Raw genomic sequence first — 24,228 nt, 5'->3', positions numbered from 1 at the left:
GATTTGCCGACCACCGTCATCTGCCAGCGACAGGTGTCCGCAAGGTCACAAACTCTTCTGCCGAAGTAGGATGCACACCGATGGTTTCATCGAACAGGCGCTTGGTGGCACCAGCCTTCAGAGCGATAGCAAGCCCCTGAATGATGTCCCCGGCATCCGGACCGACCATGTGCACGCCCAGTACTCGATCAGTACGAGCATCCACCACCAGCTTCATCAGCGTCTGCTCGGATGATTGCGTGAGGGTTAGCTTCATCGGTTTGAAGCGGCTCTCGAAGACTGTCACTTTGTGGCCATTCTCCAGCGCCTGTTCCTCGGTTAAACCGACCGTGCCGATGTTGGGCTGGCTGAATACTGCGGTAGGAATGTGCCGATAGTCCACTGGACGGTATTGCTCGGGTTTGAACAGACGACGAGCGACTGCCATACCCTCCGCCGTAGCTACTGGGGTCAACTGAACTCGACCAATCACATCACCCAACGCCAGGATCGATGGTTCGTGGGTTTCGAAGTTGTCGTTTACCACAACGTAGCCTTTCTCGTTGAGTTCAACGCGGGTGTTTTCCAAGCCCAGATTGTCGAGCATCGGCCGCCGGCCAGTCGCGTAGAAAATACTATCGGCTTCAAGCTGACGCCCATCGTCAAGTGTCGCCAACAAGCTCCCGTCTGGCTGCTTGTCGATACGAGCGATGCCTGCGTTGAAGTCCAATTGCAGTCCGCGCTTGGTCAGTTCTTCCACCAGATGCCTCCGGACAGAATTATCAAACCCACGCAAAAACAGATCGCCGCGATACAGCAGACGCGTGTCAGCGCCCAGACCATTGAAGATCCCGGCAAACTCAACGGCGATATAGCCACCACCGACAACTAGAACGCGCTTAGGCAGTTGCTTGAGAAAGAACGCCTCGTTCGAGGTAATGGCGTGCTCGCGACCAGGGATATCCGGAATTTGCGGCCAGCCGCCAGTAGCAATCAAAATGCGTTCGGCACTGAAGATCTGCCCATTGACTTCGACGTGGTTGGGATCGGTCAGGCGTGCGTGACCTTCTAGCAACGTCACGCCGCTGTTGATCAGCAGCTTGCGGTAGATGCCATTGAGTCGCTCGATCTCGCGGTTCTTGTTGGCAATCAACTTTTCCCAGTCGAATTGTGCTTTGCCAGCGGTCCAGCCAAAGCCCTCGGCCTGTTCGAAGTCATCGGCAAAGTGCGAGCCGTAGACCAAAAGCTTTTTCGGCACACAACCTACGTTGACGCACGTACCTCCGAGGTATCGACTTTCGGCAACAGCCACTTTGGCACCAAACCCTGCGGCAAAACGTGCTGCTCGTACACCACCGGAGCCCGCACCAACTACAAACAAATCAAAGTCGTAGGTCATTTCATTTCTCTAAAAAGGAGTGAACAGCCACTGGCTATCCAAAATCATTAATGGGCAAGTCAACGAAGCTTCAGTGCACGTTTAAGCGAGGTGCGCAGCTTCAGGAAAAAGCCGCTGCTGCACGTCTGCCGAGAGCAATTATTCAAAGTTGCAAATCTGGCATCGTTGGCCAGTGCTCCCATCAGTTGGGGCAGCAGAAAGCCGCTTTCGTACTCGCTCTGCGACATGACCGAATAGTCCGGCCCGGTGCTGTTTATGCTGGAGGGATTGAAATCAATCATGTGATGACTCCCAAGATGGAGAACGCTGTAATGACCGGAAACGGTCAGTTGCTTCTGGCGTCAGTCTCGCCATCAAGGGAGGATTAGAGAATGGGCAGGGTTGTAACGACTTAATTGTGCTGGGTGAAACAATGCCGACAGCACACCGGCGCTTGCTGATACGGACCCGCGTGGTCAAGAGCGTGGGTGACTTGTCCACTAGTGGACCGGTAAAAACAGGTCATTCGGTAAACGGGCATTCATCATTTCAGCCTGCGGAATGCTGGATTGTAAATGCTGGTAATTCCTGTGTTTGTGAGGAGAGGGGAAGATACCCCCCATCGACGCGATAACCGGGTCGAACTCAAACAACAGTCGGAGTACGTCATGTCCCAGCAAGCGATCAAACTTTATCGTCACCCTTTGTCCGGTCACGCTCACCGTGTCGAATTGATGCTGTCCCTGCTTGGATTACCAACCGAACTTGTATTCGTAGACTTGATGAAAGGCGCGCACAAAACCCCTGAATTTTTGGCTCGCAACAGGTTTGGGCAGGTGCCGGTGATCGATGACAACGGCACCGTCCTGGCGGACTCCAACGCAATTCTGGTTTATCTCGCGGCCAAATACGGTAAAGGGCAATGGCTGCCAAGCGATCCAGTAGATCAAGCCAAGGTTCAACGCTGGCTGTCGGCGGCCGCAGGTCAGATAAATTCCGGCCCTGCCACTGCTCGGTTGATCACCGTGTTTGGTGCCGGTTATGACGCCGAAGATGCCATCAATCGTTCTCATGGCTTGCTTAAAGTCATGGAAGAAGAGCTGGGGCAGAGCAAGTTTCTGGCTGGCGATAAGCCAACTATCGCTGACGTTGCCGCTTACACCTACGTATCCCATGCGCCGGAAGGCAATGTCGCACTCACCGACTACCCGAATGTCCGTACCTGGCTGAGCAGCATCGAAGCAATGCCACATTTCGTTGGCATGCAACGTACAGCGAAGGGTTTGCAAGAGGCTTGAATCAATCCTGAGGGGCTGCCGAGCTTATTCCGGTAGCCTCTGTTCTATTTCGTTTCGCAACTCTTTTCCTCGAATGGGTATTTTTGCAATACCCGTCAGAGACATAACGTGCGAAAGTCGCTGTCTGCCGAAAATACTGGCAGATTGAGTCAGTACGCTTATACGGTCAGATACCTTGCAGTTCTTTCATCGAGAAAGGGTCGCCCATGGATCGCTTTCATGAAATGCAGATTTTTATGGCTGTGGCGGATGAAGAAGGGTTTGCCGCAGCCGCTCGTCGACTGAACATATCCCCTCCAAGCGTGACCCGTGCCATCGCCGCGATGGAAGAGCGAATCGGCACACAACTCCTGTCTCGAACCACCCGAAGCTTGCACCTCACTGAAGCCGGTCAACGCTATCTGGAAGATTGTCGACGGATATTGAGCGAGGTCGATGAAGCGGAGGAGGCCGCTGCCGGTAGCTTTTCCATACCGTGCGGGTATCTGACAGTGACCGCTCCGGTCATGTTCGGTGAGTTGTACATCGCACCGTTGTTGGCTGAGTATCTAGACCAATTCCCCTCGGTGCATCTCAATGCTTTGCTGGTCGACCGTGTCGTGAGCATGGCAGACGAAGGAATCGATGTGGCAATACGCATCGGCCATCTGCATGAGAACAATCAGCACGCCATCAAGGTGGGTGAGGTACGACAGGTGATATGTGCTGCACCGGCTTACTTTGAACAGTACGGTAAGCCACGGCACCCTGGGGAGCTGAGTACGGCCAACATAGTCATGTCGTCCGCAAGTCATCTCTTGAGCGATTGGCAGTTCGTGAATGATGGCAACGCTTTGAGCTTCCGTTTTGAACCACGCCTGGTCGTTACCGCAAATCAGGCCGCCATTAATATTGCATGTCTAGGCTGGGGACTCACTCGCGTTTTGTCCTATCAAGTCGCTGGCCATGTTGCTAGCGGAGCGTTGGAAGTGGTGCTTCAGGAGTTTGAGCCGCCAGCGTTACCGATTCAGGTGGTGTACCAGAAAAGCAATCGAGTGCCCGCGAAGGTACGCACCTTTGTCGATTTTCTCGCGGATCGATTGGGCCGGGATGCTGCTCTCAAACCTGTTGTGAAGAGTGCAGAGTGATGGATCGATTTCATGAGATGCAGATGTTCGAAGCACTGTCCGAGCGTCCCAGTCTCGCCTCAGCAGCACGTCGCCTGGATGTGTCCGGTCCCACGGTCGTTCGCGCCATCGCGAGATTGGAAGCACGTCTAGGCGTTCCCTTATTGGTACGCAGTACTCGAGGGGTAGCTCTGACTGACGCAGGGGCAGCTTTTATGGCCGATTGCTCGCGCATTCTCAAGGGGATCGAGGAGGCTGAGGCATCTGCCAAAGGTCTGCATGTCGAGGCTCAAGGCAATCTGAAAGTGCTGCTGCCATTGCTTTTCAGTCGCTATGTCATGACATCGATGTTGGCAAATTATATGAGCATGTATCCGCAGGTCAGGGTATTCGCCCAATACCACGATCGATTTCCGAATATGAATGATGAGGGACTGGACGTTGCGGTACTGATTGGCAACCTGCCAAATTCGTCATTGATCGCGCGGCCCGTCGGCCATGTACATTCTATCGTTTGTGGCAGTCCTGGTTACCTTGCGACTCAAGGTGAGCCACAAACACCTGAGGATCTGAAGCATCATCGGTTGGTTGCCACGCAGGCTTATCGGGACAAGGTTCAGTGGGACTTTCATCAGGAAGGTGAATTGAACCCCATCAAAGCACGCACGCGGCTCAGTTGTGCCACCGTACAGGCGGCTATTGATGCGACAGCCCACGGTGCAGGACTAATGCGCTGCCTTAGCTATCCGTTGTACGACTATTTGAATAGAGGGCAATTGCGACGGGTTTTACAACCCTATGAGTTGCCAGCGCTGCCAGTGCATGTGGTGTACCGCGAGGGACGCAAAGCGTCGATGCGGGTACGCAGCTTTGTCGACTTTATCGTCGAGGGCCTGCGCGAGCATCCGGCAATGCGGCCAGATGCTCTCTGAATTCGTTAAGCGGTCGCGGTATGTGTGACCGCTCCTTTGATTACCTGGCGGTGGCTGCCGTTTCAATCAGGCTGGCAACGGCTTTCGGATTGGACACCATCACAACGTGGGACGCTCCTTTGACTACAACGGTCTTTTGGGAATGCGCCCGCTCAGCCATGAACGCCAGGGCTTGTGCAGGAATGTTCTTGTCTTTGTCACCGTAAACGAAATACGACGGAACAGTTTTCCAGGCTGGCTCGCTCGACGCCTCATTGAGCGCCGCTACAGTCACAGGGCGCTGGGTAGCGGCCATTAACCTGGCGTCGGCGTTTGATACGTCGGCTGCGAACTGATCGTGGAACTTGTCCTGCTGGATGTACAGATCTTTTCCACCGTCAGCCAGTTCAACCGGGGGCGCGAGGGTTGGACCCAGGGTGTTGCCTGGGAAGCGACCAGCCAAATCCGCGCTGGATTCACCTGCTTCAGGTGCAAATGCTGCGACATAAACCAGCGCCTTGACGTTGGCATTACCGTAGGCGGCTTCGCTGATCACCCCGCCACCATAGGAGTGTCCGACCAGTACGACAGGTGTTTTTACACTTTTCAGCACATCAGCTATCGACTGAGCATCGCCCTTGAGCGTGCGAAGCGGATTTGAAGCAGCGATCACTGGGTAGCCATCTTTTTCCAGAATCTTGACCACGCCATTCCAGCTGCTGGAGTCGGCAAATGCCCCGTGCACAAGCACAACAGTAGGTTTGACCGGGGCGGCCAGCGCGGCAGTTGCACTGAACATTGCTGTGGCGAGAGCAAGACCTGCGAATAACTTGTTCATCGGGCGTTCCTTGGGGGGAGAGGAAGAGTGAAGCGACAGGCCCCATTTGAAACCGATGCTGTGTCCTGTATGTGTCTGATCACCCGGTGATACTCATTGCAGTGTGTCTCATCTCGCTCTGGCTACAAAAGGATACAAACCTCAGCACGGGCATTTCATTGAGCGTAACAGTGGATTGCATTTTTTGGACGTTCTCTGAACAGCGGTTAAAGCGGAGCATGCGTTCACACACTCAATTGATATTCACACCAGACAGCGGAGTCTTTTTCCTGATGAAACGCGTACTCATGTTGCTCGCCAATGGTGTTGAGCCACTCGAAATGGCCGCCTTTACTGATGTGCTTGGCTGGGCCAACTTACTAGGTAATGTCTCTATTGAGTTGGTCAACGCCGGCCTTCGTAGAAATATCGTGACGACCTTCGGACTTAATCTGAGTCCAGGTTTTCTTCTGGGTGAAGTGGATGTGAGCAGCTTCGACGCATTGGCCTTGCCCGGTGGTTTTGAGCCAGCAGGTTTTTACGAGGAAGCTTTAAGCGAACCCTTTCTGGATACCATTCGCCACTTTGTCCAGACCGGCAAACCAGTGGCCAGCGTCTGTGTGTCTTCTGTGTGCTTAGGCGTCGCCGGAGTGCTGCGAGGAAAAAATGCTACGACGTACCACCAGGAAGGCGGCAAGCGCAAAAACCAATTGCTCGAAACGGGTGCTCGCTTCGTTGACCGTCCTTTGATCGTCGATGGCAACATCATCACATCGAGCGGGCCAGGCACCGCCACCGAAGTCGCTTTTTTGTTGTTGGAGCAACTGAGCGGTGCAGAAAATGCGGCTCATATCCGTAAGAAAATGCGCTTTTCAACGCCGTCTCAAGATTGGTTTGAGACACCGCAAGTCCCCTGATTCGCCCCCCTGGATCTGTACTCTCGTTTAAAAGCGAGCGAAATGCACTGGTTTACGAATGTGAATGCGTAGAGGTGATCATGAGTCAGATTGACGGGCTGGGGGAATCACCCTGGCATGCAGGTGAGCGGCAATTACAGGAAACTGTTGGTGTCGCAGAGGTCATGGAGGCAAATGGGCGCAGAGTCGTGCGTGATTACATGCCAGATCAGCACCGACTGTTTTACAGCCAACTCCCTTATTTGATTTTGGGTGCCGTCGATAAGCATGGCACCCCTTGGGCGACACTCGTTGAAGGCCCCCCGGGTTTCGCACATTCTCCCGAACCGCGGGTGTTGCAAATCGATTGTCTACCCGCGGACGGTGATCCCGTCAGGCCGGCACTACAAAACGGAGCAGCCGTAGGTTTGCTCGGTATCGATCTGAAGACTCGAAGGCGTAATCGTATGAACGGTAATGTCTCAACTGCCTCCTCTGGCGGTTGTGCCATTACTGTGGTGCACAGTTTCGGTAACTGCCCCCAATACATTCAATTGCGTAGTGTTGAACCCGTAAGCCTCGGTCACACCTCATCAAACTCCGTAGCTGAGCACCTCAATGAACTCGATGAGGACGCAAAGGCAACGATCAACAAAGCCGATACCTTTTTTGTCGCCAGTTACCTGGATCAGGACGGTAAACGTTCGGTGGATGTGTCGCACCGTGGGGGAAATCCAGGTTTCGTCAGAGTTGAAGGCAACGTGCTGACGATTCCTGATTTTGCCGGCAACCTGCACTTCAATACTTTGGGTAACCTCCTGCTCAATCCACGTGCGGGGTTGGTATTTATCGACTTCGAATCGGGTGATGTATTGCAAGTTGCCGGACGCACCGAAATCATTCTTGATAGCCCGGAAATCGCGGCATTCCAAGGGGCCGAGCGGCATTGGACGCTGACCGTTGAACAGGTGGTTCGACGCCACGCGGTTTTGGCTCTACGTTGGCAGTTTGAGGGTTTTTCACCCAACAGTCTGATGACTGGTAGTTGGGAGCAGGCCGCGGGACGTTTGCAGGCTGATGCCTTACGCGACAAATGGCGGCAATTACGGGTTACCCGCATTGTTGATGAAAGCAGCTCAATTCGATCCTTCTACTTTGAACCTGATGATGGTGCAGGATTGCCGGGCTTTGAGGCGGGTCAACACTTGCCGGTGCGTATTTGCGTGACCGCAGGAGAGCCCCCCCTGGTTAGAACCTACAGTCTATCGGGCGCACCCTCCGACAGTTTTTTCCGCATCAGCGTCAAGCGTGATGGAGTGGTCTCGTCGCATTTGCATGATCGGGTAAAAGTAGGGGATCTGATCGAAGCCCGCGCGCCACAGGGGCGCTTTACCGTTCAGGCCGATGAGTATCGACCGTTGGTTCTGTTGGCCGCAGGTGTTGGAATAACGCCGATGCTCTCGATGCTCCGTGAGGTGATTTATCAAGGAGAGCGTATCCGGCGCACACGTCCTACCTGGTTTATTCAAAGTGCACGCACTTTGGCCGAGCTGGGGTTTCGCGATGAGTTGTACGAGCTGGCGGTTCGCGCCAAAGATAAAATCCGTGCATTACGAGTACTCAGTCAACCGGAGGCTCATGCCCGCGTAGGTGAGCACTATGAGATGGCAGGACGCATCGACGTTGAGCTACTCAAGGCGTTGTTGCCCTTGGACGATTATGATTTTTACCTGTGTGGACCAGGACCATTTACTCAAGCGCTATACGACGGCTTACGCGAGTTGCGCATTGGCGATGATCGTATTCACGCGGAGACTTTTGGCCCTTCGACTTTGGTGCGTCAGCGGGATCAACTGACACCAGCAGTCGAGCAGGTGCCGGCAGCAAGTATCCCGGTCAAAGTGTTGTTTGCAGGATCGTCTAAAGAAGCCCGTTGGGAACCTGGTGGCGGGAGTTTATTAGAGCTGGCGGAAAGCCGTGGCCTGAATCCGGACTTTAGCTGTCGGGGTGGATCCTGTGGAACGTGCCGAACCAGACTGGTCAGTGGGCAAGTGCATTATCTGAATCTGCCGGCTGAGATGCCGGCCGAAGGGGAGGTGCTTATTTGCTGCGCGGTTCCTGCACAAGCCAAGGAGGGCGACGCCCCCCTTGTGCTGGATTTGTAATGTGGGTGACATCGGCCGCTCATCCTATAGATGCAGTCGGAGCGCTCATGAACGTTGAAAACTCAGAGGCCATACTGCTAATTCCTGACGGCTACCCGGTATGGATAGATGTGGCTCAGGCGAGCATTGGCGGGGCGGGCACAGCCATGCGATTTGTATTGCCCTTGAATGCTCACAACCTACCGTTGATGCATCGTCAGGAAACAAAGCTGGTGGTGGCACTCAAGGGCGAACTGGATATACGTGCCGGTCGACAACGGATAGCGTTACTTCAAGAAGGCAACGCTATAAAACTCTCCCCTGGAGTTGCGCACCGAATCCATCAGCATGGATCCGGTCCGAGTACCGTAGGTGCGGTGTTATGGCCTGGCGCAGTCGAACAAGCCTTCCGCGACCTTGCGCAGGCAGCCACTCAGAATGCCTATAAGCGCAGCGACATGATTGAAATCCTCGCCCGTTTCGACGTGGTCTGGGCCACTCAATCTCATGAAGTTGATCCTGAATCGATTGCGGTCCGGCCGTTCCGGGATTGGCTGGGCGATTTGCCAAAGGCATTGGCAAAGCTGTTAGAGCAGAGGTGGGGGGCGTGAGGTCTGCACCTCGATCTGGCCAACGAGGTGCAAGTGTGAAGTGTCATTTGAAAAATAGAGCCCGCGAGTGGCGGGCTCTACAGATTTTTCCAGGGGGTAACGGCATGGAGTCGTAAGCCTTTGACGTTTACCTGTTGGCCAACAGCAAACTTTTCACGCGGAGAGCGCACTACTTGCTCTTTGCCTGTGCTGCTATTGCGGACTATGTATGCACGTTGCTCCAGTCCTGATCATCATGTGCGGCCAACATAAAACGCCGCCGCCCTTTGTCCATTGATGCGCATCGCCACACCTACCCTGACAACTCGGCGGAGTGGCGACAGGAGCGGGCTGATCAGCCTTGCCATGTGCCTATTCACTTCCTCTTTCGCCGTATCGGTTGTCGTGCACCGCTCATCAGAGTCCCAGTTCGGAAAGACCTGGATGATCGTCAGGGCGCCGACCTAGCGGCCAACGGAACTTTCGCTCCGACTCTTTGATTGGCATGTCATTGATGCAGGCAAAGCGGTGAGCCATCAGCCCATTTTCAGCGAATTCCCAGTTCTCGTTTCCGTACGAGCGGTACCAGTTCCCCGAGTCATCGTGCCATTCGTATGCGTACCGTACGGCGATTCGATTATCGGTGAACGCCCACAGCTCTTTGATCAATCGATAATCGAGCTCCTTGTTCCATTTCCGAGTCAGAAATGCTGCGGCCTCAGCTCGGTTCACCGCAAAATCGACTCGGTTGCGCCATTTGGTGTCAAGTGTATAAGCAAGAGAAACTTTCTGCGCATCCCTGGTGTTCCAGCCATCCTCAGCAAGCCGTACTTTGAGGATTGCAGATTCCCGATCAAATGGTGGCAGTGGGGGACGAGTTTCAGATTCAGCCATGACGGTCACTCCAGGTTAGTGGTGCATAGTGGTGATAAACAAGGTTTCAGGGGTTTGGGTGGTGGCGAGATATTTAAAAAGGTCTGTTCGTTACGGGAATACTTCTTTCTGAAACTTTATGAGCCCTTCTATAAGTGCTTTCATGGGTAAGTTCGCGCTGTAGTCTGTCAAGGTTGAATTTTAAATGGCGATGTTAGAGGGCGCCTCGTTTGGCGTCCAAGAATAAGAAGGAGTAATGGTCTGTTTGTTATATAAGATCAATCTAATGCTTTACCATTTCCCTGCTTCTTGTGTGGAAAGCTTTAAGGTCACGGGTTTCTTGTTTGGCAATAAACGCAATAATTTCCACTTGGCAAGCAGGATTATTGTCGGAATCTTTAAGCGGCTTCTTTTAAGATACTTGTTTCGCTGGAAAAACACTTTTTTTCGCTGAGGTAATGACTGAATCGGGAGCGTAGCCAGCGTTCGCCGGGATCATTATCCAAGGTGGAACTCCATGGCATAGAGAGGTCGAGGGCTGGCAGATTCATTGGAACGGGGTCTGTGTAGACCGCCTTGTCGCGGCATGGTTTTGGCTACGTAATCGGGCACGACTGCGACCATCTCGGAGTTTACAAGCAATGCTCGGAGCCCCTACAGTTTTATCCAAAGATTTCCTTCGGAGTACTCTAGTTCTGGAGAATTACTTCCGGGAACTCTAGTTCTCAGAACCTGCGGTGGGAATCTGCCTCAGTACATGATTTATGGGCGATGACCGATGTTCATAAGCGGCTGTAACCCTGGATTTTGAGACTCGTTAGCCAGAAACAGGTTAGAGTGTTCATCAATGTCTGTTCATAAGGAACCCTCCACTCGATTCGCGTAGTCGCGCCAAGCGGTTCCACCGAACGAACAGGGCAAAAAAAACCGTATATCAATCGTTGTTTGAAGAATGAATCGTCCGCTGTTTATTTCTCTGGATGGGCCCAAGGGAGCCGGCAAAACCACACTGTTGGAGGCCGTTACGAAAGTACTGAGGGCAGACAACAAAAAAGTGATCCGACTTTGCGAGAAAAAAAGCGATCCCTATAGGGGTGAAACAATGACCCTCGTTAACAAACTCGTCAGAAATCCCACCCGGGATTTGGAGTTGGAGGTTTGTGAGCGCTTTGCTGATAGCCGTACCTGGATTTCCCGGCACGTGCTGGCTAAACAGCCACCAGGCAGCATCATCTTGATCGATCGCTGGTACCCGTCTGATGCCGCGTTTCGCCGGATAGTCCCGTTTGCAGAGATTCTACAGTTGAACATCGATCGAAACGTGCGAGTGCCAGACCTGCATGTCGGGGTTGTCACCGCCCCTGATATTTCATGGGCGAGGGCCGCGGCACGACGGCGTGGGCTGAGCAGTACTGTGATCCATAAGCTGGAAGAACATGTCGCTTGTACCAAGGCGTTCGAGCGAGCGATTGCAGATCACGGCTGGGTTTTATGCCGTAATGAAGGAACGATCGAAGACGCAACGATGCAGGTGATTTCTGAGATCTATAGAGTCCTTCGATGCTAGCGAAGGCGCCAACAAACGCCCCGACATGTTCGGGGCGTTTGTTTTGTGCTGGAAAAAAGCCTTTCAGCCAATTAATACCATCAATAGGTGAACATCAGCTGTAATGACTTGCCGAGCCAACAGCGGGTTTGAGTTTCCTGGTATGGGTCAGCTGATAGGCAATCGCCAGCCATATGAACCACCCTGGCATGACAATCAAGGCAATACGGGTGTCAGGTCTCAATGCCAGCAGACAGAGAACGAAACCCAGAAACCCCAAGGAAAACCAGGCCATCGGCACGCCGCCCGGCATCTTGTAGGCCGATATCGCATGCAAATCGGGTCGCTTTTTGCGATAGGCAATGTACGACGCGAGGATGGTCGACCAGGTGAAAATCACCAGGATTGCCGACACGGTAGAGACGATGGTGAACGCGGTCATGACTTCTGGAACGATGAACAGCAACAACACGCCTACCAGCATCAACAGTGTGGTGAACGCCAGGCTCAGCAGAGGCACGCTATTGCTCGACAGACGTCGGAAAATCCCCGGAGCGTTGTCCTGATTAGCCAATCCAAACAGCATGCGACTGGATGAAAATACGCCACTGTTGGCCGATGAGGCGGCGGATGTCAGTACCACGAAGTTGACGATGCCGGCTGCTGCGGGAAACCCTGCAACCAGAAACAGTTCGACGAAGGGGCTCTTGTTGGGCGAAACCTGTTGCCAGGAAGTCACTGCAATAATGCAGGCCAGTGCCAGCACATAAAACAGGATGATTCTCAGCGGAATCGAGTTGATGGCTTTAGGCAGGGTCTTCTCGGGGGAGCGTGTTTCGGCGGCTGCAGTACCGATCAGCTCGGTGCCCGCAAATGAGAAAATCGCCATCTGGAACCCGGCAAAGAAACCGAACAAGCCGTTGGGGAAGGCGGCCTGTTTATCCAGCAAGTGGTTCAGGGATGCGGTGACGCCACTGGGTGAGACAAAGGAGCTGGCAATCAGCACCATGCTGACGCCAATCAGGGTGACGACGGCAATGATCTTGATGATCGCGAACCAGAACTCCACTTCACCAAAGAGCCTGACAGTCAGCACGTTCAAGGCGAACAGTGTCATCAGCATGCCGATCGCGGGTATCCAGGCGGGTACATCGGGGAACCAATACTGAAAAAACCCACCCACCACGACTGCATCACCTATCACTGCAACGCTCCAGCTTAGCCAGTATGACCAGCCGAGAAAGAATGCTGCGCGTGGGCCAAGGTAGGCACCGGCAAAATCCGCGAAGGTTTTGAAGTTCAAGTTGGAAAGTAACAGTTCGCCCATGGCGCGCATGACGAAGTAGACGAACAGACCGATGATCATATAGATGAGGATGATCGACGTGCCGGAGAGGGCGATGATCTTCCCGGAACCCATAAAAAGACCGGTACCGATGGCGCCTCCCATGGCCATTAACTGAATGTGACGATTGCTGAGCGTGCGCTGCAGCGCGGGCTGTTCAACCCGCTCGGACGGAGTCGATTTCATTACAAAACCTCTTGATTTTATGTTTTTGAGTTTTGGCAGAAAAGTGGGTGTTTAGCGTTCTTGTTGGAGATGTAACGGCTACTGACGGTGGTGATTTGCTGGCGGCAGGGTTGGTTGTCCACTCACACAGTGATTAGCCCCTTGGCACTTTGCTCAGGGGCATCACCACTGGCTATCAACTCACTGTGCGCAGGCGTGAGGGGACGATTGCTGGCTGCTGATCAAGCAGCTGGTAGAGGTTTTTTATGTTGTCAGGCGTCGGCACCAGATGGATGCGCTCACCGATGGCATGCTCCCGCGCCAGGTCATGCACGTAGCGCAGTGACGAAAAGTCTTCGAGGGCAAAACCCACCGAATCGAACACGGTGACCTGTGCGTCGTTCTCGCGGCCCGGGACTTCGCCCTGAACAATCCGGAAGAATTCGACGACGGGAGAGTCGGCTTCCAGCTGTTGAATATCGCCTTCAATCCGGGTTTGCGGTTCGAATTCAACGATGATCCGGGCGTTTCGCAGGATGTCGGCGTGCAGTTCGGTTTTGCCTGGACAGTCACCGCCCACGGCGTTGATATGCATGCCAGGCTCAATCATCTCGGGCGTCAGAATCGTTGCATAGGCCTTGTCTGCAGTGACCGTGGTGACGATGTGCGCACCCTTGACCGCTTCCTGTACCGAGTTGGCCAGAATCACTTCAATCCCCGGGAATGCTGACAGGTTCTGCTTCAACTTGAGTGAAGCGTCGCGATCGATATCGAAAATGCGGATTTGCTTGATGGACAGCATTTCGTGGAAGGCGAGGGCCTGAAATTCGCTCTGGGCACCGTTGCCGATGATTGCCATGGAGCTTGCACCTGGACGCGCCAGAGATTGTGCGACCAATGCGGAAGTCGCTGCCGTGCGCACGGCTGTGGTCAGCGTCAGTTCACTGAGCAAGGTTGGATAGCCACTGTGGACATCGGCCAGGGCGCCGAAGGCCATGACCGTCAGCAAATTGCTTTGACCATTGCCCGGGTGACCATTCACGTATTTGAAGGAATATTGTTGGCCATCGTCGGTGGGCATCAACTCGATCACACCGTCGGCCGAATGATTGGCGGTACGGGGCGACTTATCAAACTGCGCCCAGCGCAAATAGTCCGCTTCGATATAAGTGGCCATTTCGCGGATTGCCCGGCGAATTCCCACCGTGGCGAACAGGCGTGCAGCATGATCGACGTCTATAAAAAGAGTCATGTTTTTATTCTCCGATTCAATAGTTGAAACGTTGCGATTCAGGGGATGGCTCAGGCGCGTTTGCTCTCGTAGCCATGCAGTACGTTGACCGCATTGATCCCGATCTCATCGACCATGTAGCCACCTTCCATGACGAACAGGGTGGGGCAGCCCACCCCCGCGATCAGCTCGCCGATGCCGATGAAGTCTTCACTTTCCAGCAGGAAGTGGCTGATGGGGTCGTCCTTGAACGTGTCGACGCCCAGTGAAATCACCAGCACTTCAGGGGCGAACTGCTGGAGTTTCTTGCAGGCGTGGAGCAAGGCGTTGCGATAACTTTCCCAGGTGGTGTTCTTCGGCAGCGGATAGTTCAGGTTGTAACCTTCGCCCTCGCCTGTGCCGACTTCGTGGCTGAAGCCTGAGTAGTACGGGTAGGACACCGCCGGTTCGCCGTGCAGCGAGACAAACATGACGTCACTACGCTCGTAGAAAATGTTCTGGGTGCCATTTCCGTGATGAAAGTCGACGTCCAGTACCGCGACACGATTGGCACCTTGGGTAATGGCCTGTTGTGCAGCAATGGCGGCGTTGTTCAGATAGCAGTAACCGCCCATGTATTCACGCGCTGCGTGATGGCCGGGCGGGCGGCACAGGGCAAAAGCACTGTCATGGCCTTCATCGATCAGTGCCAGGCCGGTGAGGGCGATGTCGGCACTGGTTTTCACCGCTTGCCAAGTGGTGGCGGTAATCGGGGAGCCGGCGTCCATGGCGTAGAAACCGAGCTTGCCGTCGATGAACGTCGGGACTTGCTCGTTGGACAGGTCACGCACTGGCCATACCAGCGGTAGGGCGTCGTGCGTACGTCCGGTGGCGCACCATTCAGTCCAGGCGCCTTCTAGAAAGCTGACGTAGCGCTCGCTGTGCGCATTGACATAACACGACCGGTCAAATGCTCGCGGTTCGACGATCTGGCCAAGGCCTACCTGCTTGACACGCTTATGGACGGTATCGGCCCGACTGGGCTGTTCGAACGATGGCTTGAGCACGCCGTCTTTCAATTCGGTGCCGTGGTGCAAGCGGTGGGAATCACTGAAAACTGTAAACATTCTGCGCATCCGTTAATGTGAGCCAGTGCAAATATTCTGTTCCGGCCGGGATGCGCTTTCTTTGCTTTGTTTTCGTGGCCTGCTAGATTATTCGGGCGTTTTTACTCTGGAATGGCGTAATGCAGAAAAAATCATCCAAGCGCATCAGTCTCGACGATACCGACTTGGCAATCCTCGCATTGCTGCAAGAAGATGCGAGTATTTCCAACGCTGAGCTCAGTGAGCGCTTGTCGTTAAGCCTGACACCTTGCTGGCGGCGGCGTAAGAGAATGGAGGAGGCGGGCGTGATCAAGGGCTATCAGGCGAACCTTGATCGACGAATGTTGGGGTTGGATATCATGGCGTTCGTGCACATCCGTTTTTCCACCCACGCCGATCACGCTCCCGACGCTTTCGAGGCGGTGATTGCTCAATTGCCTGAAGTGTTGTCCTGTCACAAGATCACCGGGGATGCCGATTACGTTCTGCAAGTGTTGGCAGAGGATCTTGATAGCTACAGTGACTTTATCGAGCAGGTGCTCAGGCGTCAGGTGGGTATTGCGTCCATCCAGTCCAGTCTGGCTTTACGCGAGGTCAAGACCAGTAGCCGTATAGCGATACCCAAATCGAGCAAGGAGTGAATGGGCAGGGGTTAGATCACCTTTTGAAACGCTGCGTCTTTCGCTGCAGATCTGAATTCTTCAAACCCCCGAACAACTGAGCTTATGAAAACCTTCATCTGACACCTCCCCAGTGTCTGAATAGACTGCCTTTAGACGTTCAATTTAACTGGAATTTTTGGGTAATGGGTAATGGGTAATGGGTAATGGGTAATGGGTAATGGAATCACGTTCTTGATTTCCTGCGGAAGGTTGTAAGCACCGCAGAGTTGACCTGCATCACTTTTGACTGGCTCATCACCTTTCCAAATCGAGTCTTGGTGCTAAGCTGCCATCATCATCCGAGGCTGTTCGTGGTCTGAAACCGCTCAGCCAATACTTCGAAGGAATGAGATATGGGCTGGAAAGGAACCTTGCGTTCGATGCAGGCAGCTTCGCGCAAAGCTGATCGTAACGCCCAGCGTAGGCAACGTGAGCTTCAGACTCGCCAGAAAGAGTACGCCAAGATGGAGGCGCTGGAGCAAGCGGCCTACGAAGTCGAGGTCTACGAAAACCTAATTGATGTCCTGCTCTCCGTGCATAAAGAATGTGGGGAGGAAATAGATTGGCAATCATTCGTTGATAGGGCTGAACCCGTAAAGCCCGCATTCGCAGATACGAGCGAAGCGCATGCTAAAGCTCAAGAGCAAACCTATAAGCCTGGTTTCTTCGCAAGGTTGTTCAAGCTCGAAACGCGCCAACGTAAAAACTTGGCTGCCGCCATTGAGACGGGGCGGCTACACGATGCTAAACAGCATGAGGCCGCTGTCGCGAAGTGGCGAGTCGAGCATGATTCTTGGCAGCAGGAACTCACGATCGCGCAAGGAGTTCTGAGCGGTTCAGTCAAGGCAAAGCTTGAAGCGATCAAGCTCGTCGATCCATTCACGGACATTTCTCATCTCGGCACATCGATCAAGTTCTCAATAGGGGAGACGGGTCTAATGGAGGTTAGTCTTGGCGTTCATGGTGTTCGCGTAATTCCAGCTGAGATCAAGTCCTTGCTGCAGAGCGGAAAGCTTTCAACGAAGAAGATGCCGGCCGGAAAGTACAATGAGCTTTTGCAGGACTATGTGTGCAGCTGTGTTTTGAGGGTAGGGCGCGAGCTTTTGTCGATGCTCCCTGATGACCTTGTGATCGTGACGGCCGTCGACGATGTGCTGAACTCAGCTACGGGGCATATAGAAGAGTTACCTATATTGAGCGTAGCGCTCTCCAGGCACACCCTGGATGCATTGAATATGGATTCGATCGATCCTTCCGATTCCATGAAAAACTTCGTGCACAACACATCCTTTAAAAAGACGTCCGGTTTCCAACCTGTTAAAGCGCTTGATGCTCGACAGTTCGTCACTAACGCCTAACAGATAGACGGTATTGGTGAACCGCTTTTGCATGGGCAAATACCGCGGACTCGCCTCTGGATCCCGTTATAAGATAGTGGTCATTTCTGGCGTCTACTTGCCGCGTTGAGCCCACTTACCTCGCTCCGCGTTCATGTGCGCCACCATTAGCAGGATAGGGGAAGCACATGGACGAGGCCGCAAAAATTACGGTTGAGCCTGAAGTAGAGCCAGTCAAAGTTGTAAGCATTCACAGTACCGTCGTCGCAAAGCTAAATCTCGCAGACTATCAAAACGCAGTTCCAGTCATTAGGGAGCTGAGAGTCGTCAATGAAACGTCCACCAAGTACAACGACTTGGTATTGACCCTGACCGCCTATCCCGAGGTTTTCAAACCCAAGACCTGGCGCATTGATGCGCTGATGCAGGATGCATTTATGCCCATCCCCGGTCATGACCTTGTATTGGATGGGGTGTTGCTTGGGCGCCTCACTGAAGCGGAAAATGCCACTCTCACTTACACGCTAACCGCCGCGGATACCGCTGCTGAAGATGGTCGAGTCGAAATTGCTCGCCTGGATTTGGCACTGGAGTTGCTGCCTCGCAATCACTGGGGTGGCCTTTCTCATCTGCCGGATATGACTGCAGCGTTTGTTCAACCGAATGATCTTGCGGTGGAGCGGTTGCTCAAGCAGGCGGCTGAGGTATTACGTCAAAGCGAAAAGAGCTCTGCCCTAGATGGATACACCGGTGGAGCGAAAAGAGCCTGGGAGCTGACTTCAGCCATCTGGGCTGCAGTGGCACGTATGAAGCTGGATTACGCACTACCACCGGCGAGCTTTGAGCAAACCGGCCAGAAGGTGCGTAGCCCAAGCCACGTTACGGAACATGGCCTGGCGACGTGTTTCGATCTTGCATTGTTCTTTTGTGCCGCAATTGAGCAGGCAGGTCTTAACCCTGTCCTGGTGTTCACCAAGGGACACGCTTTTGCGGGCTTTTGGCTTAAACCTGAAGAGTTTTCCACGACCGTCATCGACGACATCACGGCCGTGCGCAAACGCATAAAGCTCAAGGAGCTGATGCTGTTCGAGACGACGTTTGCGACCCAGCATCCTGTGCCGCCATTCACGTATGCCACAGATCGTGGCGAACAACTGATCGCAGAAGGACAGGACGAAAATTTCCACCTGCTTTTGGATGTCCGTAGAGCACGTTTGCAACGTATCAAGCCCTTGGCCAGCGCCGATACGCAGGTTTCAAAGTTACCGACGGATGATGATCTTGCCGATGGGTCGGAGCTATTAGTCGGTATTGCGCCGGCGCTTCCTGATGAGGCGGTTACGGTCGAGGTGGATGAGCGTCTGCTCGACCCAAAAGATCGCCTGGGACGGTGGCAACGCAAGCTACTGGACTTATCGCTTCGCAATAACTTGCTCAACTTCAAGGCCGGAAAAAAGTCGCTGAAGCTTGAGTCACCCGATCCTGCAGCGCTGGAAGATATCCTGGCCAGCGGTAAGAAGCTGAAATTGCTGACACGTCCCGACCTGATGGATGGGGCTGATCCACGTGACCAGGCGCTGTACGAATTACGTGAGCGAGAAGATGTTCGTCGTCTCCACGCCCTGGATGCCTTGAAACGGTATGAGGTGTTTGTCGGCCTTTCCAGCACTGAAATGGAAGCACGGCTGATCGAACTCTATCGTGGGGCACGTACTGCCTTGCAGGAAGGGGGCTCCAACACCCTTTACCTTGCCCTGGGTTTTCTCAGCTGGGAGCGAGCGGACAAAGGCGGGCAGAAGTACCGGGCACCGCTTGTCCTGATCCCTGTGACGCTTGAGCGCAAAAGCGCGCGTTCCGGCTTTTCGATGGTGCTGCATGACGACGAACCCAGGTTCAACCCGACGCTCATCGAGATGCTTCGCCAAGATTTCGAATTGAATCTTGGGTCACTTGAAACGGAGCTTCCTCGGGATGACTCGGGCCTGGATATTGATGCTATCTGGAAAGCGGTGGGTCGCGCGGTCAAGGACGTCGCAGGCTGGGAGGTCGTGGAAGACGTCGTCCTGTCAATGTTCTCCTTTGCAAAATACTTGATGTGGAAAGACCTCGCTGAGAATGCCGAAGCGCTTCGCGAAAGCCCGGTCGTTCGGCACCTGTTGGATACTCCGCGAGACGCCTTCCCATCCGACATTACCTTTCCTGAGGATCGACGTCTGGACGTCGACTTCAACCCCCGAGATGTGTTCTGCCCTTTGCCATCGGACTCCTCGCAGCTATCCGCTGTGATGGCGGCTTCGAAAGGAAAAGACTTCGTCCTGATTGGCCCGCCCGGAACCGGGAAAAGCCAGACCATTGCCAACCTTATTGCGCAATCGGTGGCTCAGGGAAGACGCGTGCTTTTCGTCTCTGAAAAAATCGCAGCGCTGGATGTCGTTTACCGGCGTTTACGCGAAGTTGGCTTGGGTGAGTTCTGCCTGGAAGTCCATTCCAGTAAAGCACGCAAAACCGACGTCCTGGCTCAGCTGCAGTCAGCATGGGATGCGAAGGGGGTTGTGGATTCTGCGACATGGCATGCCGAAGCTGATCGTCTTCAAGCGTTACGCGAAGGCTTGAACACTTACGTAGAGCGACTGCATCAGCGTTATACGAATGGATACAGCATCTACCATGCGATTGGCGTTGTTTGCGGCGGCGCAGCCATCACGCCATTGAGCATGTCATGGTCATCGCCACATGCTCACACGCGGGAGGATATGGCTGCACTGCGGGAGTTGTCTGATCGTCTGGAAGTGAATGCACAGGCCATTGGATATGGTGCGCTATCGAGTCATCCACTGAGCCTGGTTGGTCAGGGAGAGTGGTCGCCTTCATGGCAGCAACAACTGATTCAAGCTGCGCGAGAAGTACTGCCTGCCGCGCAAGCTGCAATCCGGGCCGCGGAGAAATTCAGTGCTGCTACGAGTTTACCTGTCGCGAGTCTAGTGCCTTCAGTTTGCAACGGACTTTCGCTCCTCTCGTCGATATTGCCATTAGCGGCGGGGCATGATTGGCGGTTCGTACTGCGCCCAGACGGTCGCATGATTGCGCAGCGACTGACTGAAAGCAGCACGCTTGTAGAGAAGCATCGTGCACTCTGCCAACAACTCTCACCGGTGTGGGCCATCTCGACGGTTAATGCTGCTGAAAAAGGCCTCAGTCTTTTGGCTAGGCGTAGGGCTTTGATGTCGCAGCTCAGTCCCGCATGGCCAGTGCAGACGTTTGAGACATTGAGCCAAGCAATAGAAATGCTTGAGCGTATCGCTGAGGTCACGCGGGAGCTCTCTGTGACCTACACCGATATCATCGAAACACTTGATGTGCGTGAGTTACTCGGGAATTGGCAAAGCGCAGAGCAGTCGTTCTGGCCCAAGTCCCTGTTGGGGACACGCAAAGTCACAAAGACCCTCTCAACAGCCGTCTCTGGTGATGCAGAGCCTGATGTGGCCAACGACCTGCACGCCTGGATTCAGATCCGTGACCTGCGCGGTAAACTCGACGCGTTGGAGGTGGGTGATCACTGCGCCCAAATCTGGAGAGGTGCACTATCGATCGCGCAGCATCTTAAGACGGCTATTCAGCTACGTCAGGCAATGTTGTGTTTGGCGTCGGACGAGCCCTGGACAGATACCGGGTTTGATGTGGTCGCTGAAGGGCATTGCGGTGAGCAGTTGAAATCAGACCTCTCCCATATGCGCTCCACTGTCTTGCTTGACCAGGAGCTTGCACCCCTTCACCTGGGCGACCTCACAGAGGGATTGTGGGCTGGGCTTAACACCGACTCTGAATCGTTGTTCGCTGCTATCGCTTTTCAAACCGAGCGTCGCCCAGTGATTGAGCACGGTGGACTTGAGAGTGATCATGACGCAGTGGCAGCCGGCCACTGCGGCAAGGCCATGCAGGCAGATTTGGCAGTGCTCCAGCAACGACATCTCGTTGAAAAAGCGCTGTCAGAATTTGATGATCTGAGTGCTGTTACCTCGGGGCTATGGGCGGGTCTCAAATCCAAAGTAGACAAGGTCTCGGACGCGGTCGCGTTCCAAGGCAATCTAGCGTCCGCGCTAGCGCAGCTCGGCACAAGGCCTGAGCTTGTATCTGCTTATCGCAGTGCAATACAGGTACTGCTCGGCGACGCCAATGCACTGCTTGAACCAGAGGGTGTGGTTTGCCAGTCTGGCTCTGAATTGCGTCAGTGCTTTGAGTCGCTCCGTCAACGTGTGGATGTTCTGGCGACAGCAGGGTGCTTCTCAGAATCAGGGCAAGCGGACATCCAGCAACTGACACTTGATGCGCTACTGCATCATTGCGAGGCCATCGTTCGATCTGAACCTGGTGTTCGTGCTTGGTGTGCATGGCGTAAGGTGCGAGAAGAGGCGGTCGGCGCCTGTCTCTCTAGTCTGGTTCAGGCGATGGAGGAAAATCTCGTAAACCCTGGTGAAGTCCGCCTTTCTTTTGAAACCAATTATGCGCGGTGGTGGCTGAACGCAGTCGTCGACAACGAACCAGTCATTCGTGGTTTTGTCAGTGTTGAACATGAGCAGCGAATTCGGGACTTCAGAGCCCTGGATGATCGCTTCACTGCGTTGACCCGGGACTGGCTGCGAGCTCGCCTTTGTGCAGACCTACCCAATCCGGAGACTGTTACTCGTTCTTCGGAGTGGGGCGTACTGCGGTACGAAATGGGTAAGAAGACTCGTCATTTGCCGCTTCGGGAGTTGATGGCCAAGATCCCTGATGCACTGACGAAACTGACGCCATGCATGCTGATGAGCCCGCTATCCATTGCTCAATACCTCACGCCTGGTGCAAGTGCCTTTGACCTCGTGATCTTCGATGAAGCTTCGCAAATTCCCGTCTGGGATGCTGTCGGAGCCATGGCACGCGGTAAGCAAGTCGTAATGGTGGGCGACCCCAAACAGCTGCCTCCGACATCCTTCTTTGATCGGGCGGAATCAACGGCGGATGATGAGGACGTTGAGGCTGATCTTGAGAGCATTCTTGATGAATGTATCAGTGCGAACCTTCCGACTCGTCATCTTAATTGGCACTACCGCAGTCGCCATGAAAGCTTGATTGCCTTCTCAAACCAACGCTATTACGAGTCTAAGCTCGTGACGTTCCCATCACCTGTGACGAATGATCGTGCCGTCAAACTGCACGAGATCGCAGGCGTTTATTCCAAGGGCGGGTCGAGGACTAACCTGATCGAAGCGCGTGCAGTCGTCACTGATGTGGTTGCTCGCCTGCGCTCGCCGGGCTTCCGGGAAAGTAAGTTGACCATAGGTGTGGTGACATTCAACGGTGAGCAACAGAAGCTCATTGAGGATTTGTTGGACGAAGCCCGTCGTAACGAGCCTTCGCTTGAAGCTTATTTTGCAGACACCGAGCTTGAGCCTCTGTTCGTGAAGAACCTTGAGAGCGTTCAGGGGGATGAGCGAGACATCATCTACTTCTCGACCACCTATGGCCGTGATGCAACAGGCGCCTTGGCAATGAATTTCGGCCCTATTAACCGCCCAGGCGGCGAGCGTCGATTAAACGTTGCAATTACGCGTGCCCGGCACGAGCTATGTGTTTTCGCTAGCTTGCAACCTGAGCAAATAGATTTAACTCGAACCCAAGCGATCGGCGTACGTGACCTGAAGCACTTCCTCGAGTTTGCCCAGCGAGGGCCTCGCGCGTTGGCTGAAGCAGTCACCGGCAGCGTTGGAGGCTTCGATAGCCCTTTCGAGGAAGCCGTTGCCCGTGCACTCACCAGCCGTGGATGGCAAGTGCATACTCAAGTCGGCGTTTCAGCATTCAGAATTGATTTGGGAGTGGTCGACCCTGATGCGCCAGGTCGTTATCTTGCCGGTGTAGAGTGTGATGGGGCGACCTACCATCGCAGCGCCACCGCACGAGATAGAGACAAACTGCGTGAGCACGTATTACGTGGTCTTGGATGGGAGATTCTTCGCATCTGGTCTACGGATTGGTGGATCAACGCCGTTGGCACCGCTGATCTCATCCATGAACGCCTGACCGCTTTGCTTGCTTTAAGCCGTGCTCAACGGGCTGAGCAAGAAGCGCGAGAAGAGGCTGCCCGTTTGTTAGCGGATGCCGCTGTGGTGGAAGTAATAGAGGTGATCGAGGAGGTCACAAGTTCAGTTACAGAGTCGATGACGGTCGAGAGCGCCAATGACGAAAATAGCGCTCCAATGAGCCAGCACTACGCGGCAGTTGCTTCACGACCTCAACCTGTGAGCGACATCCAATCGCATTTCTTTCCGGCTGAGGTCATTTACTACCTAGAGTCTGATCCAGCCTCCAGCGTGCAAGGGGTAGATCCAGATGCGTTCTTTGAGTCGAGTTACTCCGGCGTTTTAAGTGCACTTATTGCTTATGTGATCAATGAGGAAGGGCCTATTCTCGATGTGATTCTTGCTCGGCGAATCGCGAGAGCCCATGGCTGGGTGCGCACCGGTTCCAAGATCCGAGAAAGGGTATCGTTGATGGCGCAGAGCACTCACCGTAAGACTAGCGAGGACGTAGGGGAGTTCTACTGGCCGAGCCATCTTACTGACTCTTCTACCGTTGTATGTCGGCGCCCGGGAGATGAGGCGAGTATTCGGCCGATTGATGAAGTCTGTGGTGATGAATTGGCAGCACTCGCCCGAGAGCTTCGTGCGAAGGGCAAAGCAGGGGAGGCATTACTCCATGCCATGGCAAGAGAGCTGGGACTTCAGAAGTTGACTGCATCCAGCCGGCTGAGACTCGAAAAAGTGAGCCAGCAGATTTTAGCTAGCTAATAAACTGCAGCACCCCGGTGTCGCAAAGTAGCTGATACCGG

The 24,228-nt window shown here is 54.0% G+C and carries 17 protein-coding genes and 1 pseudogene; 10 read left to right on the top strand and 8 right to left on the bottom strand.

Annotation, left to right across the window (positions count from 1 at the left end; genetic code table 11):
* Window positions 1-16 precede the first annotated feature (16 nt).
* Window positions 17-1,378: a glutathione-disulfide reductase gene (gene gorA / locus KGA83_RS01820; RefSeq protein ID WP_223527959.1), complete on the bottom strand. Its 1,362-nt coding sequence runs from the start codon at window positions 1,376-1,378 to the stop codon at window positions 17-19.
* Between the two features lie 59 nt (window positions 1,379-1,437).
* On the bottom strand, window positions 1,438-1,659 hold the full coding sequence (locus KGA83_RS01815) for a hypothetical protein (protein ID WP_223527956.1): 222 nt from the start codon (window positions 1,657-1,659) through the stop codon (window positions 1,438-1,440).
* A 366-nt stretch (window positions 1,660-2,025) separates the two neighbouring features.
* Here KGA83_RS01815 and KGA83_RS01810 point away from each other — a divergent pair, with 366 nt between their 5' ends.
* From KGA83_RS01810 to KGA83_RS01800, 3 genes are all read left to right on the top strand, one after another.
* Window positions 2,026-2,655 carry a glutathione S-transferase family protein gene (locus KGA83_RS01810; RefSeq protein WP_223527953.1) on the top strand — a complete coding sequence of 210 codons (630 nt, stop codon included), beginning with the start codon at window positions 2,026-2,028 and terminating at the stop codon, window positions 2,653-2,655.
* Window positions 2,656-2,861: 206 nt separating this feature from the next.
* Window positions 2,862-3,782 (top strand): LysR family transcriptional regulator, encoded by a 921-nt coding sequence (locus KGA83_RS01805; RefSeq protein ID WP_223527950.1) that lies wholly within the window; start codon window positions 2,862-2,864, stop codon window positions 3,780-3,782.
* Entirely contained in the window at window positions 3,782-4,693 is a 912-nt protein-coding gene (locus KGA83_RS01800) for a LysR family transcriptional regulator (protein ID WP_223527947.1), read from the top strand. The genes KGA83_RS01805 and KGA83_RS01800 overlap by 1 nt, the downstream gene beginning before the upstream one ends.
* Window positions 4,694-4,733: 40 nt before the next feature.
* Here KGA83_RS01800 and KGA83_RS01795 read toward each other — a convergent pair whose 3' ends face one another.
* A complete protein-coding gene (locus KGA83_RS01795; RefSeq protein ID WP_223527944.1) occupies window positions 4,734-5,510 on the bottom strand; it encodes an alpha/beta fold hydrolase in 777 nt (258 codons plus the stop codon).
* Window positions 5,511-5,782: 272 nt separating this feature from the next.
* Between KGA83_RS01795 and KGA83_RS01790 the strand changes: the two genes are divergently transcribed.
* The 3 genes from KGA83_RS01790 (at window position 5,783) to KGA83_RS01780 (ending at window position 9,140) form a co-directional block, all read left to right on the top strand.
* Window positions 5,783-6,406, top strand: coding sequence for a DJ-1/PfpI family protein (locus KGA83_RS01790; RefSeq protein ID WP_223527941.1), 624 nt, complete (start codon window positions 5,783-5,785; stop codon window positions 6,404-6,406).
* Window positions 6,407-6,504: 98 nt separating this feature from the next.
* Complete coding sequence (locus KGA83_RS01785; protein WP_223528086.1) at window positions 6,505-8,550, top strand: pyridoxamine 5'-phosphate oxidase family protein; 2,046 nt, start codon at window positions 6,505-6,507, stop codon at window positions 8,548-8,550.
* Window positions 8,551-8,597: 47 nt separating this feature from the next.
* Entirely contained in the window at window positions 8,598-9,140 is a 543-nt protein-coding gene (locus KGA83_RS01780) for a hypothetical protein (RefSeq protein WP_223527938.1), read from the top strand.
* Window positions 9,141-9,536: 396 nt separating this feature from the next.
* On the opposite strand, the gene KGA83_RS01775 is transcribed toward KGA83_RS01780, so the two are convergent.
* Together KGA83_RS01775 and KGA83_RS29885 are read right to left on the bottom strand one after the other, a co-directional pair.
* Window positions 9,537-10,013: a DUF1348 family protein gene (locus KGA83_RS01775; RefSeq protein WP_223527936.1), complete on the bottom strand. Its 477-nt coding sequence runs from the start codon at window positions 10,011-10,013 to the stop codon at window positions 9,537-9,539.
* Window positions 10,014-10,043: 30 nt separating this feature from the next.
* Window positions 10,044-10,157: pseudogene (locus tag KGA83_RS29885) on the bottom strand (carbonic anhydrase); the annotation flags it as partial.
* Between the two features lie 787 nt (window positions 10,158-10,944).
* Between KGA83_RS29885 and KGA83_RS01770 the strand changes: the two are divergent.
* Entirely contained in the window at window positions 10,945-11,559 is a 615-nt protein-coding gene (locus KGA83_RS01770; protein WP_223527934.1) for a dTMP kinase, read from the top strand.
* 94 nt (window positions 11,560-11,653) lie between these two features.
* Here the strand turns inward: KGA83_RS01770 and KGA83_RS01765 are convergent, their stop codons facing one another.
* From KGA83_RS01765 to KGA83_RS01755, 3 genes are all read right to left on the bottom strand, one after another.
* Complete coding sequence (locus KGA83_RS01765; RefSeq protein ID WP_223527931.1) at window positions 11,654-13,069, bottom strand: amino acid permease; 1,416 nt, start codon at window positions 13,067-13,069, stop codon at window positions 11,654-11,656.
* 175 nt (window positions 13,070-13,244) lie between these two features.
* Window positions 13,245-14,300, bottom strand: a complete 1,056-nt coding sequence (locus KGA83_RS01760) for an ornithine cyclodeaminase (RefSeq protein ID WP_223527928.1) — start codon at window positions 14,298-14,300, stop codon at window positions 13,245-13,247.
* Between the two features lie 50 nt (window positions 14,301-14,350).
* A complete protein-coding gene (locus tag KGA83_RS01755; RefSeq protein ID WP_223527925.1) occupies window positions 14,351-15,385 on the bottom strand; it encodes a histone deacetylase family protein in 1,035 nt (344 codons plus the stop codon).
* Between the two features lie 119 nt (window positions 15,386-15,504).
* On the opposite strand from KGA83_RS01755, the gene KGA83_RS01750 reads away from it, so the two are divergent.
* The 3 genes from KGA83_RS01750 to KGA83_RS01740 all read left to right on the top strand — a co-directional run bounded on the left by KGA83_RS01750 (window position 15,505) and on the right by KGA83_RS01740 (window position 24,187).
* Complete coding sequence (locus KGA83_RS01750; RefSeq protein WP_103393416.1) at window positions 15,505-16,005, top strand: Lrp/AsnC family transcriptional regulator; 501 nt, start codon at window positions 15,505-15,507, stop codon at window positions 16,003-16,005.
* 374 nt (window positions 16,006-16,379) lie between these two features.
* Window positions 16,380-17,384 (top strand): hypothetical protein, encoded by a 1,005-nt coding sequence (locus tag KGA83_RS01745; protein WP_223527922.1) that lies wholly within the window; start codon window positions 16,380-16,382, stop codon window positions 17,382-17,384.
* Window positions 17,385-17,551: 167 nt separating this feature from the next.
* Window positions 17,552-24,187: a DUF3320 domain-containing protein gene (locus tag KGA83_RS01740; RefSeq protein ID WP_223527918.1), complete on the top strand. Its 6,636-nt coding sequence runs from the start codon at window positions 17,552-17,554 to the stop codon at window positions 24,185-24,187.
* Window positions 24,188-24,228 lie beyond the last annotated feature (41 nt).

The organism is Pseudomonas sp. GL-R-19 (assembly GCF_019956375.1).
In the GTDB taxonomy this organism is placed as follows: domain Bacteria; phylum Pseudomonadota; class Gammaproteobacteria; order Pseudomonadales; family Pseudomonadaceae; genus Aquipseudomonas.
This window is presented reverse-complemented; position numbering and strand designations above follow the sequence as displayed.